The sequence below is a fragment of the Streptococcus pseudoporcinus LQ 940-04 genome, from assembly GCF_000188035.1.
Classification (GTDB): domain Bacteria; phylum Bacillota; class Bacilli; order Lactobacillales; family Streptococcaceae; genus Streptococcus; species Streptococcus pseudoporcinus.
This window is the reverse complement of sequence record NZ_AEUY02000005.1, coordinates 527,172-541,832: the sequence shown is the minus strand read 5'-3', so window position 1 is coordinate 541,832 and position 14,661 is coordinate 527,172. Positions and strand designations below refer to the sequence as shown.

Sequence of the window (14,661 nt, the reverse complement as noted above, 5' to 3'; positions counted from 1 at the left end):
TGCGGCGTCAGCCATGATTAAGGTCTTTAAGGGCTGGTAACTGGTGGGAAAAGCAGGTTATATTGTTCGGTTTTTACCTATTTATTAAAGTTAAAAAAGGTAGAGGACTTCAATTTTCTTAATTATTTTATCAGAGTTAGCACTTTTTTTCATTTTTTGCTATAATAGGGTGTAAGACAAACTTGCAGGTGAGATTCCTGCCATATTGCTCAAGAAAGGTGAAGGCCTCTGCCTCTTTGGCATGCCGATATCGAAAACATATGACATCAGTAGTAGTTGTTGGTACCCAATGGGGTGATGAAGGTAAGGGAAAAATTACAGATTTTTTATCTTCTGATGCAGAAGTGATTGCCCGTTATCAAGGTGGAGATAATGCGGGCCATACCATTGTTATTGATGGTAAAAAATTCAAGTTGCATTTGATTCCTTCGGGGATTTTCTTCCCAGAAAAGATTTCTGTTATTGGTAATGGTGTTGTTGTCAATCCTAAATCGTTGGTTAAAGAGTTGGCTTATCTTCATGAAGAAGGTGTGACCACTGATAATCTTCGAATTTCAGATCGTGCGCACGTGATTTTGCCATACCATATCGCCTTGGATCAGTTGCAAGAAGATGCCAAAGGTGCTAACAAAATTGGGACTACCATCAAGGGTATTGGTCCAGCATACATGGACAAGGCTGCGCGTGTTGGGATTCGGATTGCCGATCTTTTGGATAAAGATACCTTTGCTGAACGCCTTAGAATTAACTTAGCAGAGAAAAACCGTCTTTTTGAGAAGATGTATGATAGCAGTGCACTTGACTTTGATGCCATTTTTGAAGAGTACTATGCTTATGGTCAAGAGATTAAAAAGTATGTGACGGATACTTCTCTTATTTTAAATGATGCTTTAGATGCTGGGAAACGTGTTCTTTTTGAGGGTGCTCAGGGGGTTATGCTTGATATTGATCAAGGAACTTACCCATTTGTGACTTCATCAAACCCTGTTGCTGGTGGTGTGACCATTGGTTCTGGTGTCGGCCCAAGTAAGATCAACAAGGTTGTAGGAGTGTGTAAGGCTTACACTAGTCGTGTGGGTGACGGCCCATTCCCAACTGAGCTCTTTGATGCCGTTGGTGACCGCATTCGTGAAGTTGGTCATGAATATGGAACAACGACAGGACGCCCACGTCGTGTTGGCTGGTTTGACTCAGTTGTCATGCGCCACAGTCGTCGGGTGTCAGGGATTACCAATCTCTCATTGAATTCTATTGATGTTCTTTCAGGTCTTGATACCCTTAAGATCTGTGTGGCCTACGATCTTGATGGTCAGCGGATTGACTATTACCCTGCAAGTTTGGAGCAGTTGAAACGGTGCAAGCCCATTTATGAAGAGCTTCCTGGTTGGGAAGAGGACATTACAGGTGTCCGCAGCCTAGAAGATCTTCCAGAAAATGCTCGTAACTACGTGCGTCGTGTTAGTGAACTAGTAGGTGTCCGCATTTCAACCTTCTCAGTTGGCCCAGGACGTGAGCAAACTAATATTTTAGAAAGTGTTTGGGCCACTATTTAAACATAAGGCCTGACGCTATATAAAGAATCCTCTACAAGGGGATTCTTTTGTTTTAGGTCCTAGCTAACTCTAGAAGATCAGCTAGGACTTATGGTGATTTTTGAGAACAAGCATCCGCCTATAGCCCTTACCGGCAAGAGTTGTGGTAGCCAAAGCGAAACGATTGCAGAGAACCAGTTGCCAAAACTTGGCCAAGTGGATAAAGGAGTTGATTGCTTAGCCAAAGGGAAAAGAGTGCGCAGGTAATAGCTAAATAGGAGGCATGACCTCTTTCCATAACAAAAAAATAAGCCCTATTTGAGATTCTGAGAAACAGAAAAAAACAAATAGGGCTTATCTTTTTACTTTGATGGGGAGACTGGCTTAAAAGGATTTTGTCAGGCTATTCTTTTTCCAGTGATTAAGTCTTAAAAAAAGCCCCAATGGCTTGGGACATCTATCCAATGAGCAAGTATAAAGGGGTCACTTTTAATCGGCGTCAATCTTTTTCAGGTAGCGGTAGACACTTGGTTCTGAGATATTTAAGACTTCAGCAACCTTTGAGACGGCGCCTTTGAGCTGAAAGACGCCTTTTTCGTGGAGTTTGTAAACAATGTCTATTTTAACTTCCTGGCTGAGGTTAATCCCTTGCTTTAATAGGGAAGGATCGATAATCTCGCTGATGATATCTTGGATATTATTAGATAAGACTTCTACCGTCTCATCTGGGTGGTAATTGATTGACGTTAGTGATGGTGATTGACACTGGTGGGGAAGTAGGTTGGCCAAGTTTAAGATATTGTCGGCTAAATTTTTGTAGACGGATATATCCATATTGATGCACAGCATGCCTTCTAATTGGCCACTGGCGTTCTTGATAAACAAGGTCGAGCCACGAACTTCCTTGTTCTGAGGGCTAACGATAGCCTTGTAATTGGTGACAAAGTCTTGTCTTTGGTAGACCTTATTATTAATTAACTCAAGTGCAAATGCTGTCAGGGGTGAATTAGTTGTTCGGCCACTAATATGATTGTTGACAATTTCGCCGATATAGATGTCATTTTCATCAATCACATGCAGAACGATTTCATAATGTTCTCCGAGAACGCCATGTAAAAACTTGATGACTGTTTTCCAATAATTCAGTCTCTCCTTGTCCATATAAGGTACCCTTTTCCTGATTTTTATTATTATAGTAATACATTTCAAAGTAAAAAACAATCTAAAAAACTGGACATTCTGCAAAAAAGGACCTCAATGTCCTATGTTTACCGATAATAAAAACTTATTAAAATAATAATTTATTATTGACATTGAATGCGATTTCATTTATAGTTAAATTACTGAAACAAAAGGAGGATTATTTATGAAAAACTATCCCGATTCTATTGGGCCTTACTCTATTTACACGGTAGAAGGCAATACACTCTACACATCAGGTCAATTACCAGTGATTCCTGAGACTGGCGACTTAGCTAGTGGTTTCGAAGCTCAGTGCCGACAGTCTTTTGCTAACATTAAGGGTATTTTAGAGGAACAAGACCTGGATTTGAGTCATGTTTTCAAACTCACCATCTATTTGTCAGATTTGAAGAATTTCAATACCTTAAATGAGGTGATGGAAGACTTATTTGAGGAACCTTATCCTATCAGGACTGCTTATCAAGTTGCTGCTTTACCTAAGGGAGCTTTAATTGAGGTTGAAGCACTGGCTAGACTGACGAAATCGTAAGCTATTTTTAACATATAGATTGGTGGATTAATGAGATGGATATAATTATTGGGACTGGTTTACTTATTCTGGTATTAGCAATTTTTACCTTGTTTAATTATAAGGCTCCATACGGGGCCAAGGCGATGGGAGCATTGGCTTCGGCTGCATGTGCATCATTTTTAGTTGAAGCTTTCCAAGATTCATTTTTTGGAAAAGTGTTAGGCTTTAAGTTTTTGAGTGAAGTTGGCGGAGCAAATGGTTCCCTATCAGGTGTAGCGGCAGCAATTCTTGTTGCGATTGCTATTGGTGTTTCTCCTGGCTATGCTGTCTTAATTGGCTTGGCAGTATCCGGTACGGGGATTATTCCTGGCTTTATTGCTGGCTATCTGGTTTCCTTCTTGATTAAATGGATGGAAAAAAATATTCCTGGTGGGTTGGATCTTATCTCGATTATTATTATTGGAGCCCCATTAACTCGCATAATTGCTAAGCTTATCACCCCGGTAATTAATGACACGCTTTTATCAATAGGTGATATTTTAACGTCTAGTGCCAATAGTAATCCAATCATTATGGGAATTATCCTTGGAGGTACAATTGTGGTTGTGGCAACGGCTCCGCTATCATCAATGGCCTTGACAGCTATGCTTGGTTTGACTGGCATACCTATGGCCATTGGAGCCTTGTCCGTTTTTGGTTCTTCTTTTATGAATGCCGTTCTTTTTTATCGCCTAAAACTAGGTGAAAGAAAAGACAATATTGCTTTTGCCATTGAACCTTTAACACAGGCTGATGTGACTTCGGCAAACCCTATTCCGATTTATGTCACGAATTTTTGTGGGGGAGCTGCTTGTGGTATTTTAATTGCCTTGATGAAATTGGTCAATGACACCCCAGGAACAGCGACCCCTATTGCTGGTTTTGCAGTTATGTTTGCCTATAACCCAATGGTGAAAGTGTTACTAACAGCCCTAGGCTGTATTGCTTTGAGTATGCTTGCCGGATACATTGGTGGAAGCGTGTTCAAAAATTATAAATTGATTACTAAACAAGAGCTACAAGCAAGGGATAGCTAGAAAAGTTCTTGTAAGAAATGACTGATGGCTGGAAAAATAAAGATGAAGGAGGCTTGTGATGAGTCTAGAAACTTGGAAAAAAGACATACCTGAAATTGAAAAAGTAATGCATTATGAAGAGCTTTTTTGGATGAATGATTCTTATCAAGGTGTTGACGCTGCTAATAAGGTGTCACAATTTGGAAAAGCTGATATTAAGGATGCGGAAGATCGTTTGAAACGTTTTGCTCCATACTTTGCTGACAATTTTGAGTGTACCCGTGCTAATGATGGTATTATTGAATCTGCCATTTCACAGATCCCAGAATTTCAACAATTTTTAGAAGCTCAATACCAGATTAAAATCCCAGGGCAGATGTATTTAAAACGTGATGATACCTTGCCAATTGCTGGGACTATTAAGGCTCGGGGAGCTATCTATGAGGTGCTTAAACATGCTGAAACTTTGGCTTTAGAAGCAGGTATTTTAAGCGGCTACGACGATGACTATCGGAAATTTGCCAGTCCCGAATTCAAGAAATTCTTTAGCCAGTACAAGATTATGGTCGGCACTACTGGAAATTTGGGCATTAGTGTTGGGATTATGGGTGTTTCACTTGGTTTTGAAGTGGTTATTCACATGTCCTACGATGCTAAGGAGTGGAAAAAACAGTATTTGCGTGATCACGGCGTTGTCGTTATTGAACATAAGACAAACTTCACTGAGGCAGTTAATCAGGGCCGTGCCGAGTCCGATGCCGATCCTAAATCTTACTTTGTAGATGACGAGCATTCAGTTGACCTTTTCTTAGGCTATACCGTTGGACCTTGCCGCTTGAAGAAACAGTTAGAAGAAAAAAATATCCTCGTCGACGAAGATCACCCACTCTTTGTCTTTTCACCATGTGGAATTGGTGGTAGCCCAGGTGGTACAGCATTTGGTTTGAAACAGATTTATGGCGACAATGTTCATTGTTTCTTTGCTCAGCCAACACATATGCCGTCTATGCTGGTTGGCCTATTAACAAAAGAATATTCTAAGGTTTGTGTGGCTGATTTTGATATCGATGCCAAAACAAATATGGATGGTTTAGCTGTTCCTAGAACGTCTGGTTTTGTAGCTGAGTTGATGCATCATTATTTTAATGGGGGAATCACTATCTCTGAAGAGCATCAAAAACTTTTCTTAACAAAAATGATTGACTTAGAAGACATTCATCTCGAACCGGCAGCTTTAGCGGGTACTATTGGACCAGCAATGCTCTTTGGAACGGAAGAGGGGCGTGCTTATCTGAAAGCTTATCATTTAGAAGACAAGATGCAAAATGCAACCTATATTGCATGGGCTACTGGTGGTAGCATGGTGCCAAAAGCAGATATGGAAGAGTTCTACCAAGAAGGTAAATAAAACCCTTCTGACGATGCTTCTAGTAGGCTAGTTTTTGAATGGCTAGTTACTAGTAGGGAAAACTAACATAGTATTAAGGGAGGCCTATTTCTAGATGGTAGATGATTAGTGACATTTTATTTGGCCACTAAAATGAACCATCAGGAAATAAGCTTCTTTTTTTCTATTGATGAGAAGAAGTCGTTAGGGGGTTAGGGTAAGAACGCCTTCCTTGAAATGAGGTGACTTTGGTTAGTGACTGTACATGAGGAGAAAATCGTGACAAATTCTATAATATCGAAGATGGCATCTATTGAGATTGAGGCTAAGGCAATCTATGAAAGTTATGAAGCTAAAAGGTTAGCGTATGCCATTCAGTTAAAGGATAAGTTAGAAGCCTTAAGACTTAGTTCTGACCTCGAAACACAAAAACAAGTGGAGGAATTAAAGGAGTCTTTAGAAAAGGCATTAGCACAAGAAGCAGCCGCCGCATTGGCAAGGCAAGAAAAGCAAAAAAGAGCTGTAGAAGGTTTCTTGGCTGATCAGAAAGAGCACTTGGTTGATCAGATTGTGGACAGGGTGGTAGAAAAATATGGCGATTAGTCAAATGAAAAAACTGTCTATTATCTTAGAACAAGATAGCCTAGATGAGTTTTTACAATTTTTACAGCAAAGACAAGTGGTCGAGGTGCGGAATCTTTGTCAGCTAGATGAATGGAAAGAAGCTTTTAAGGACAAGGCTGATGCCTCTCCTAAGATATGGCAATTTGCTGATGAAACTGAGGGAAATCTAGAGGCTAACCCTACCTTAGTCTACTTTAGAAGGCAACAAGAAGAGATCAAAGACACCATTAAAGAGTTAGCAAGGCTTATCCCGCCTAAAAGTAAATTGGCCACTCTCAAAAAGCAAAAGCCTTCCATTCAGTTTGAGGATTTAGAAGATTTACAGCGGCAAAAAGAGGTCAAGCAACTTCTGTCTTGTTATCAGGAAAAAATACAGAGACTGAAAACGATCAATCAGGCCTTGGAAGGGCTTGATCTGGAATTAGAAGAGCTTAAAAAGTGGGAGCAGCTAAGGGTTTTGCCCCGAGACCTTGCTGATTTAAAGGCTTTAGCTGGTCAGATTGGTACCATTCCAAGTACGGCAGGCGATAGTTTCTACCGCCAATTACTGGCTAATCCTCACATTGTAGTTGAGAAAATCTTCCAGACGGAGTTAGAGTATGGACTTCTGCTGTTTTGGAATAAGCAAGAAACCCTTGCTTTGGAGGAGTACCATTTTAAAGCTCTTGATTACCCCTATCAAGTCTTGCCAGCTGAGCTACTCTTAGAAAAAGAAAAAGCTATTGAGGCCTATCAGGCCGAAAAAGACCAACTGGTCTTAGACTTATCTAACTCGTCGGACCAGCTTGAAGAGCTGTACATTCAACTGGACTACTGTAGTACCTTAAGTTCACGGCAAAATGCTAAGCAGCTACTAGCAAGGAGTCGCCATTTGGTTGCTATTGAAGCGTGGATTGAAGCTGATCAGGTTAATGGTTTAGAAGTGGCGGCTCAGGCACAATTTGGCCGCTCGGTTTATATTCAAGCTACTGAGGTTGAGCAAGGGGAGTGGGATTTGGTACCCATTAAACTGCATAATCATGCCATTATCGAGCCTTTTGAGCTGGTAACGGAAATGTATGCTTTGCCCAAGTATTATGAAAAGGACCCGACCCCTCTATTAGCGCCCTTTTATTTTACCTTTTTTGGAATGATGGTAGCTGATTTAGGCTATGGTCTTCTCTTAGGTCTGGTAGCCAGCCTTGCTCTAAAATTGGGCAACCTTGATTTTAAAAAGAGACGCTTTCTGAAATTTTTTAGAATACTTGGTGTTGCTGTAGCCTTATGGGGACTGATTTATGGTTCTTTTTTTGGCTTTGGTCTGCCTGTACATCTGCTGTCAACGACCACAGACGTAATGTCTATTCTCATCTTATCAGTTATCTTTGGTTTTGTGACAGTGATTGTGGGTTTACTTTTGAATGGCTTACAGCAAGTCAAAATGAGGGATTATGCACAAGCATATAGTTCAGGCTTTGCTTGGTGTTTGATATTAGTGGGTCTATTTTTGATGGCGATAGGCTTCCTGATACCTGGACTGGGCTTTTTAATCACAACAGGGAAATGGTTGGCTATTGTGAATGCTATAGGGATAGTCCTTGTTGCTGTGATTACCTCTAAAAGTTTTGCGGGTTTAGGAGCCGGTTTATACCAACTCTATAGCATTAGTTCCTATGTTGGTGATTTGGTGAGTTTTACGCGTCTCATGGCCTTGGGACTATCGGGAGCAAGTATCGGGTCAGCTTTTAATTTAATTGTGAGCATTTTCCCTCCTTTAGGGCGCTTTACGATAGGTATTGTCATTTTTATCTTTTTACATGCTATTAATATTTTCTTGTCCCTACTATCAGGATATGTTCATGGTGCCAGATTAATGTTTGTTGAGTTTTTTGGTAAGTTTTATCAAGGTGGCGGCAGAGCTTTTAATCCCCTAAAAGTAACTAATAAATACGTGGTCATCACTAAAGAAAGTCAAATGGAGGAAGAATAATATGGAACAGTTAGCAAGTTATTTTACAAGTCATGGGGGTGCTTTTTTCGCCGCCTTGGGCATTGCTATTGCGGTTGGTTTTAGTGGTATGGGCTCAGCCTACGGAGTTGGTAAAGCAGGACAGGCTGCTGCTGCTTTATTAAAAGAAGAACCTGATAAATTTGCATCAGCCTTAATTTTACAACTATTACCAGGAACGCAAGGTTTGTATGGCTTTGTTATTGGTATTTTAATTTGGTTACAATTGACGCCTCATTTAGCACTTGAGCAGGGAGTGGCTTACTTTTTTGTTTCTCTCCCAATAGGGCTTGTTGGTTATTTTTCTGCTAAACATCAAGGGAATGTGGCAGTAGCTGGCATGCAAATTTTAGCCAAACGTCCTGAAGAGTACATGAAGGGAGCTATCTTAGCTGCTATGGTTGAAACCTATGCTATCCTAGCCTTTGTTGTGTCCTTTATATTAACACTACGGGTTGGTTAAGCTTGTGCTTTATTTAGAAGAGCTCAGACTGAGATTGCAGAGGCTACTTAGTGTGTTTGAAGGGAGGATTTTGTATGAGTGATATTGAAGAACTAAAAGCTACGATTCTTGAACAAGCTCACCAAGATAGCCAAAGGGAGTTTAGAGTGGCTATTGAGGAACTGGAAGGAGAATTCGAGTCAGATAGAGAGGCTATGCTAAGAGCAAAAGAAGCTTATCGTGTAGAACAATTAAGAGAACTTAAAAGTCATTTTCAAGTGCTTAGTCAAGAAAATAGAAATCAGGAAAAGCAGGCTAGCTTAGCTTTTAAACGAAAGGTGTTAAGGGGCCTATTTGCAGAAGCTTTTCAAAAGATGGAGGCTTTTACCAGTGAGCAAGAGCTATCATTTTTGCAGGCTGTCCTTGGACAGTTTCCCAATCAAAAGGTGAGTGTCCACTTGGGAGAAAAAACAGCTCAAAAATTGAGCCAGCAGGCTTTAGCCAACTGTAAGGAAGTATTCCCAGAGGTAAGCTTTAGGTCTGATCTGATTAGCAATGAAGCAGGTTTTGTCTTATCCTTAGGCCAGATTGATTACAATTACCTCTACAGGGAATTAGTAGCTGCTTTATTCAGAGACGAAAGTGCGCAGTTTTCACAGCTTATTTTTAATAGCCGTTAGGGGGTCTTATGGATCACGAACAATTTTCACAGCTTAATACCAGCATTAGCGTCAAAGAAAAAGACTTTATCTCCCAGCAAGAATTTATGATGCTCATCAATGCAAGAAATAAAGAGGAACTGAGTTTCTTGTTGCAGAAAACACCCTATCCTGTCAGTGTTACTGATTTGGATAATTTAGACACTGTCGAAAAGGTATTGATGCAAGAGTTGGGAAAGACTTTTAAGTGGGTTTGGGCTGAGTGCCCGATTCCTGAGATTGTCGACTTGTTTATCCTGCCTTACCTGTATCACAATGTCAAGGTTCTTCTTAAGGCTAAGGCTAGTCAAAAGAATCTAGATCATTTATTGATTCCCTTTGGAGGAACATCTTTACCAGCCTTGCAGCATCTTGTTAGGACCTTAAAGTCGGATTACTTCCCTGATTACTTTGAGGAGGAAATCCAGTCTATTTGGGAAGAGTATCTGGACTACGGAGATAGTCGTGTTATCGAAATTGGGGCTGATTTGGCTTATTTTAAACACCTGCGGAGAATTGCAGAGCAGTTAGATGATCCCCTTTTTGATAAGGCAGTAGATATCCTAACGGACTCTTATAATGTGCTGACGCTGATGCGTGCCAAAAACGTGAACAAATCAGATAGCTTCATCAAACAACTACTAACTGAGCAATCACACTTAAGCTATCAAGAACTTACTGCTGGTCCCATTTATCAGATTTTAAGGACTTGGTATAGTCAACTACTGCCGGAAAATTATTCAAGTGTCTTGGTGAGCTATGAGAAAAAAATAGCTAATGGAGAACTGAGTATTAGGGAACTGGAAGAATTAGTTGACCTCTTAATCTTTTATCTTTTTGATGATAGTAAGTTTACTTGTCAAGGCCCCTATCCTGTAGCTCGTTTTCTTTTAGCGAAATTATTTGAGATTAAGAACTTGCGGTTAATTTTATCAGCCAAGGTGAATCAGTTACCGCTTGATTTGGTGAAAGAAAGGTTGAGACCCTTTTATGACTACTAAGACCTATAAAATTGCTGTTGTGGGAAACCGGGATTTGATTCTACCCTTTCATATGATTGGTTTTCAGACTTTCCCAGTTATTGAAGCGCAAGAAGCAAGGAAGACCTTACGCCAGTTAGCTAAAGCTAACTTTGGCATCATTTATGTAACAGAAGATATTGCGCAGCTTATCCCGGAGACGATAGCACATTATGATAAGGAACTGACGCCAGCCATTATTTTACTGCCAAGTTATAAGCAAAAAGAAAGGCTTGCTTTAACTAGGCTTCAGGAGCGTGTTGAAAGAGCTGTTGGGCAGAATATCTTATAAAGTGTTGTATAAGATTGTGAGAAAATAGTAAGAAGGAGAAGAAGTTGAGCCAAGGAAAAATCATAAAAGTTTCAGGTCCTCTTGTGGTTGCATCGGGCATGGCAGAAGCTAATATTCAAGATATCTGTCGGGTCGGTAAGCTCGGACTTATCGGCGAAATTATCGAAATGCGAAAAGATTATGCGTCTATCCAAGTCTATGAAGAAACGTCAGGGGTTGGTCCTGGTGAACCTGTAGTGACGACCGGTGAACCCTTATCTGTGGAATTGGGTCCGGGCTTATTAGCCGAGATGTTTGATGGTATTCAAAGGCCTTTGGAACGTTACCAAAAGACAACTCAGAGTGATTTTTTATTACGGGGGATTCATATTCCGAGTCTAGACAGGGAACGCTTATGGACTTTTGTGGCGACTGTCCAACCCGGTTGTCAGCTTGTGGCTGGTGATATTGTCGGTTACGTCCAAGAAACAGGGGTTGTTGAGCATCGGATTATGCTTCCTTATCAGGTTTCAGGGGAGTTGATTGCCATTCACTCTGGTGATTTTACTGTTGATGATATTGTTTATGAGATTAGACAAGATGACGGGACTGTTTACCAAGGGACTTTAATGCAGAAATGGCCGGTGAGAAAAAATCGGCCAACCAAACAGAAACTCATTCCGATGGAACCTCTGGTGACGGGGCAGCGTGTTATTGATACTTTCTTTCCTGTGACTAAGGGTGGTGCTGCGGCAGTTCCCGGTCCTTTTGGGGCAGGAAAAACAGTTGTTCAGCACCAAATAGCCAAATTTGCCAATGTGGATATTGTTATTTACGTTGGTTGTGGTGAACGTGGTAATGAAATGACGGACGTCTTGAATGAATTTCCTGAATTGATTGATCCCACGACTGGTCAGTCCATTATGGAAAGGACAGTCTTAATTGCCAATACCTCTAATATGCCAGTAGCAGCTCGGGAAGCCTCTATCTACACTGGCATTACCATTGCGGAATATTTCCGTGATATGGGCTATTCAGTTGCCATTATGGCTGATTCTACTTCTAGATGGGCAGAGGCTTTGCGGGAGATATCCGGTCGTTTAGAGGAGATGCCTGGTGATGAAGGGTATCCTGCCTATCTTGGTAGCCGAATTGCGGAATATTATGAACGTGCAGGCCGTTTTAGACTCCTAGGAAGCGATGCGCGTGAAGGGTCCATTACGGCTATTGGGGCGGTGTCACCTCCTGGTGGCGATATTTCAGAGCCGGTCACCCAAAATACTCTGAGAATTGTTAAAGTTTTTTGGGGCTTAGATGCTCCATTGGCGCAAAGACGGCATTTTCCGGCCATTAATTGGCTGACCTCTTATTCACTTTATAAAGATGAGGTTGGACGGTATATCTGCCAACATCAAGAGGCAGATTGGCCTCAAAAAGTGAGAGAAGCGATGGCAATCCTCCAAGAGGAATCACGTTTGGAAGAAATTGTCCGACTAGTGGGTATGGACTCTTTATCTGAGCAAGATCGTTTAACCTTGGCTATTGCCAGACAAATCCGCGAAGATTATTTGCAACAAAATGCCTTTGATTCAGCTGATACATTCAGTTCCTTTAGCAAGCAAGCTGCTATGCTTACTAATATCTTATTGTTTAAAGAAGAAGCCAGCAAAGCTTTGCAATTAGGCGCCTATTTTTCAGAAATTATGGAGGGGACGCTTGATCTTCGTGATCGAATGGCCCGAAGCAAGTTTATTCTTGAGGAAAATAGTAATCAGATAGAGGAGATAGGCCTTGAGATTAAAGCTTCTATCAAAGCAATTTTAGAGAAGGGAGGTGTCTGAGATGGCGCACATCAAAGAATACCGGACAGTTAGTGAAGTGGTTGGGCCCTTAATGATTGTTGATCAGGTTTCGGGTGTCCACTATAACGAGTTGGTTAACATCACAATGCAAAATGGTGACAAGCGTCAGGGTCAAGTTTTAGAAGTTCATCATGATAAGGCCGTGGTTCAGCTCTTTGAGGGCTCTAGCGGCATTAACTTGGCAAAATCAAAAGTCCGCTTTACGGGTCACCCCTTAGAGCTTGCCGTTTCGGAAGATATGGTTGGAAGGATATTTGACGGCATGGGAAAACCGCTTGACGGTGGCCCAGAATTAATAGCTGAAAAATTCTTGGATATTGATGGCCAAGCTATTAATCCGATTTCGCGTGATTATCCGGATGAGTTTATCCAGACTGGTATTTCAGCTATTGATCACCTCAATACTCTGGTCCGTGGGCAAAAATTGCCTGTTTTCTCGGGTTCTGGTCTACCTCATAATGAATTGGCTGCACAAATTGCGCGTCAAGCAACTGTGTTAGGTGATGATGGCAAATTTGCTGTTGTCTTTGCGGCCATTGGAATCACCTTTGAAGAAGCTGAATTTTTCATGGAAGATCTCCGCAAAACAGGTGCTATTAGCCGCTCTGTTCTCTTTATTAATTTGGCCAATGATCCTGCTATTGAGAGAATTGCAACTCCTCGGATCGCTTTAACAACGGCGGAATATTTGGCCTATGAAAAGAATATGCACGTGCTTGTGATTATGACAGATATGACAAATTATTGTGAGGCTTTGAGGGAAATTTCGGCAGCAAGACGCGAGGTTCCCGGTCGCCGTGGTTACCCAGGCTATCTTTATACCAATTTGTCGACCCTATATGAGCGGGCTGGCCGTCTAGTGGGCAAAGCAGGGTCGGTGACCCAAATCCCTATTTTGACCATGCCTGAAGATGACATTACCCACCCAATCCCAGATTTAACAGGCTATATCACTGAAGGTCAGATTATTCTGTCACATGCGCTTTATAATAGTGGTTTGGAGCCGCCTATTGATATTCTTCCTTCCTTGTCCCGTCTAAAGGATAAGGGTTCTGGAGAAGGGAAGACGAGAGCAGACCATGCCGCAACCATGAATCAACTTTTTGCAGCCTATGCCCAAGGTAAGCAAGCAAAAGAATTGGCTATTGTTCTTGGAGAATCAGCTTTATCAGACACTGATAAATTATATGTGGCTTTTACCAACCAATTTGAAGAAAGATACATTAATCAAGGTTTCACGCAAAATCGGTCCATTGAAGAAAGCCTCAACTTGGGTTGGGAACTTCTCTCTATCTTACCAAGGACCGAATTGAAGCGGATTAAAGCTGAGGTGATTGATCACTATTTAGGAAAAGTTGACTAGTTTGGACTCAGGGGTGGTTTATTGAGACTATGCTATCTTAGAGAAAGGTTTATGATGAGATGTCAAGATTAAATGTTAAACCAACACGAATGGAACTCAATTCCTTAAAAAAACGGTTGAGGACTGCTAAAAGAGGCCACAAGCTTCTAAAAGATAAGCGCGATGAACTGATGCATCATTTTGTTGATTTAATACGTGAAAACGATAAGCTCAGACGCCAGGTTGAAGCCTGTTTAATTGAGAATATGCAAACCTTTGTTTTAGCAAAATCCCTTGAGAATAATGCTATCGTTGAAGAATTGTTTTCCATTCCGGTTCATGATCTCTCGCTTTATATAGAGGTAGATAATATTATGAGTGTCCATGTTCCTAAATACCATATTCAGGAAGAAATGGATAAGGGAGAAGCGACTGTTTCCTATAGCTTTTTGGCGTCAAATAGTGAAATGGATCAAACGATTCAGAATATGGAAAAGCTTTTGCAGCCGCTGCTAAGGTTGGCTGAAGTTGAAAAACAGTGTCAGTTGATGGCTGATGATATTGAAAAAACGCGTCGACGCGTTAACGGCTTAGAACACGCCATTATCCCTCAGCTGATAGAGACCATTCATTACATTGAATTAAAACTTGAAGAAGCTGAAAGATCTCACTTGGTTCGTATTATGAAAGTGAACAATCCTAAGTCTTTCTAAATAGGCCAGTTAGAA

At 41.1% G+C, this 14,661-nt stretch carries 15 protein-coding genes; 14 read left to right on the top strand and 1 reads right to left on the bottom strand.

Features of this window, described 5'->3' with window-relative positions; genetic code table 11:
- The first annotated feature begins 260 nt into the window (after nt 1–260).
- Both STRPS_RS03895 and STRPS_RS10605 read left to right on the top strand, forming a co-directional pair.
- On the top strand, nt 261–1,553 hold the full coding sequence (locus STRPS_RS03895; RefSeq protein WP_007895467.1) for an adenylosuccinate synthase: 1,293 nt from the start codon (nt 261–263) through the stop codon (nt 1,551–1,553).
- Nucleotides 1,554–1,643: 90 nt separating this feature from the next.
- On the top strand, nt 1,644–1,799 hold the full coding sequence (locus STRPS_RS10605; protein ID WP_007895318.1) for a DUF2200 family protein: 156 nt from the start codon (nt 1,644–1,646) through the stop codon (nt 1,797–1,799).
- 222 nt (nt 1,800–2,021) lie between these two features.
- Here STRPS_RS10605 and STRPS_RS03890 read toward each other — a convergent pair whose 3' ends face one another.
- Entirely contained in the window at nt 2,022–2,693 is a 672-nt protein-coding gene (locus tag STRPS_RS03890; protein ID WP_007895444.1) for a helix-turn-helix transcriptional regulator, read from the bottom strand.
- Between the two features lie 205 nt (nt 2,694–2,898).
- Between STRPS_RS03890 and STRPS_RS03885 the strand changes: the two genes are divergently transcribed.
- The 12 genes from STRPS_RS03885 to STRPS_RS03830 all read left to right on the top strand — a co-directional run bounded on the left by STRPS_RS03885 (nt 2,899) and on the right by STRPS_RS03830 (nt 14,646).
- Nucleotides 2,899–3,264: a RidA family protein gene (locus STRPS_RS03885; RefSeq protein WP_007895276.1), complete on the top strand. Its 366-nt coding sequence runs from the start codon at nt 2,899–2,901 to the stop codon at nt 3,262–3,264.
- Nucleotides 3,265–3,299: 35 nt separating this feature from the next.
- Nucleotides 3,300–4,322: a PTS fructose transporter subunit IIC gene (locus STRPS_RS03880; RefSeq protein WP_007895427.1), complete on the top strand. Its 1,023-nt coding sequence runs from the start codon at nt 3,300–3,302 to the stop codon at nt 4,320–4,322.
- Nucleotides 4,323–4,380: 58 nt separating this feature from the next.
- Nucleotides 4,381–5,709 (top strand): D-serine ammonia-lyase, encoded by a 1,329-nt coding sequence (locus STRPS_RS03875; protein ID WP_007895634.1) that lies wholly within the window; start codon nt 4,381–4,383, stop codon nt 5,707–5,709.
- A gap of 258 nt (nt 5,710–5,967) precedes the next feature.
- Complete coding sequence (locus STRPS_RS03870) at nt 5,968–6,291, top strand: hypothetical protein (protein ID WP_007895474.1); 324 nt, start codon at nt 5,968–5,970, stop codon at nt 6,289–6,291.
- Nucleotides 6,281–8,281, top strand: coding sequence for a V-type ATP synthase subunit I (locus STRPS_RS03865; RefSeq protein WP_007895653.1), 2,001 nt, complete (start codon nt 6,281–6,283; stop codon nt 8,279–8,281). Before STRPS_RS03870 ends, STRPS_RS03865 begins: the two co-directional genes overlap by 11 nt.
- A gap of 1 nt (nt 8,282) precedes the next feature.
- Complete coding sequence (locus STRPS_RS03860; protein WP_007895360.1) at nt 8,283–8,762, top strand: V-type ATP synthase subunit K; 480 nt, start codon at nt 8,283–8,285, stop codon at nt 8,760–8,762.
- Between the two features lie 74 nt (nt 8,763–8,836).
- Nucleotides 8,837–9,421, top strand: coding sequence for a hypothetical protein (locus STRPS_RS03855; RefSeq protein ID WP_007895627.1), 585 nt, complete (start codon nt 8,837–8,839; stop codon nt 9,419–9,421).
- 8 nt (nt 9,422–9,429) lie between these two features.
- Nucleotides 9,430–10,440 (top strand): V-type ATPase subunit, encoded by a 1,011-nt coding sequence (locus STRPS_RS03850; RefSeq protein ID WP_007895392.1) that lies wholly within the window; start codon nt 9,430–9,432, stop codon nt 10,438–10,440.
- Entirely contained in the window at nt 10,430–10,750 is a 321-nt protein-coding gene (locus STRPS_RS03845) for a V-type ATP synthase subunit F (RefSeq protein ID WP_007895658.1), read from the top strand. Before STRPS_RS03850 ends, STRPS_RS03845 begins: the two co-directional genes overlap by 11 nt.
- Before the next feature lie 44 nt (nt 10,751–10,794).
- Entirely contained in the window at nt 10,795–12,570 is a 1,776-nt protein-coding gene (locus tag STRPS_RS03840) for a V-type ATP synthase subunit A (protein WP_007896158.1), read from the top strand.
- A 1-nt stretch (nt 12,571) separates the two neighbouring features.
- Nucleotides 12,572–13,954 (top strand): V-type ATP synthase subunit B, encoded by a 1,383-nt coding sequence (locus tag STRPS_RS03835; RefSeq protein ID WP_007895632.1) that lies wholly within the window; start codon nt 12,572–12,574, stop codon nt 13,952–13,954.
- Nucleotides 13,955–14,013: 59 nt separating this feature from the next.
- Complete coding sequence (locus tag STRPS_RS03830) at nt 14,014–14,646, top strand: V-type ATP synthase subunit D (protein WP_007895405.1); 633 nt, start codon at nt 14,014–14,016, stop codon at nt 14,644–14,646.
- The last annotated feature ends 15 nt before the right edge of the window (nt 14,647–14,661 follow it).

Bases quoted from the DNA above. Each gene is read 5' to 3' on its own strand.
- STRPS_RS03895 (WP_007895467.1), top strand. From the start codon at position 261: ATGACATCAGTAGTAGTTGTTGGTACCCAATGGGGTGATGAAGGTAAG.
- STRPS_RS10605 (WP_007895318.1), top strand. From the start codon at position 1,644: ATGGTGATTTTTGAGAACAAGCATCCGCCTATAGCCCTTACCGGCAAG.
- STRPS_RS03890 (WP_007895444.1), bottom strand. From the start codon at position 2,693: ATGGACAAGGAGAGACTGAATTATTGGAAAACAGTCATCAAGTTTTTA.
- STRPS_RS03885 (WP_007895276.1), top strand. From the start codon at position 2,899: ATGAAAAACTATCCCGATTCTATTGGGCCTTACTCTATTTACACGGTA.
- STRPS_RS03880 (WP_007895427.1), top strand. From the start codon at position 3,300: ATGGATATAATTATTGGGACTGGTTTACTTATTCTGGTATTAGCAATT.
- STRPS_RS03875 (WP_007895634.1), top strand. From the start codon at position 4,381: ATGAGTCTAGAAACTTGGAAAAAAGACATACCTGAAATTGAAAAAGTA.
- STRPS_RS03865 (WP_007895653.1), top strand. From the start codon at position 6,281: ATGGCGATTAGTCAAATGAAAAAACTGTCTATTATCTTAGAACAAGAT.
- STRPS_RS03860 (WP_007895360.1), top strand. From the start codon at position 8,283: ATGGAACAGTTAGCAAGTTATTTTACAAGTCATGGGGGTGCTTTTTTC.
- STRPS_RS03855 (WP_007895627.1), top strand. From the start codon at position 8,837: ATGAGTGATATTGAAGAACTAAAAGCTACGATTCTTGAACAAGCTCAC.
- STRPS_RS03850 (WP_007895392.1), top strand. From the start codon at position 9,430: ATGGATCACGAACAATTTTCACAGCTTAATACCAGCATTAGCGTCAAA.
- STRPS_RS03845 (WP_007895658.1), top strand. From the start codon at position 10,430: ATGACTACTAAGACCTATAAAATTGCTGTTGTGGGAAACCGGGATTTG.
- STRPS_RS03835 (WP_007895632.1), top strand. From the start codon at position 12,572: ATGGCGCACATCAAAGAATACCGGACAGTTAGTGAAGTGGTTGGGCCC.
- STRPS_RS03830 (WP_007895405.1), top strand. From the start codon at position 14,014: ATGTCAAGATTAAATGTTAAACCAACACGAATGGAACTCAATTCCTTA.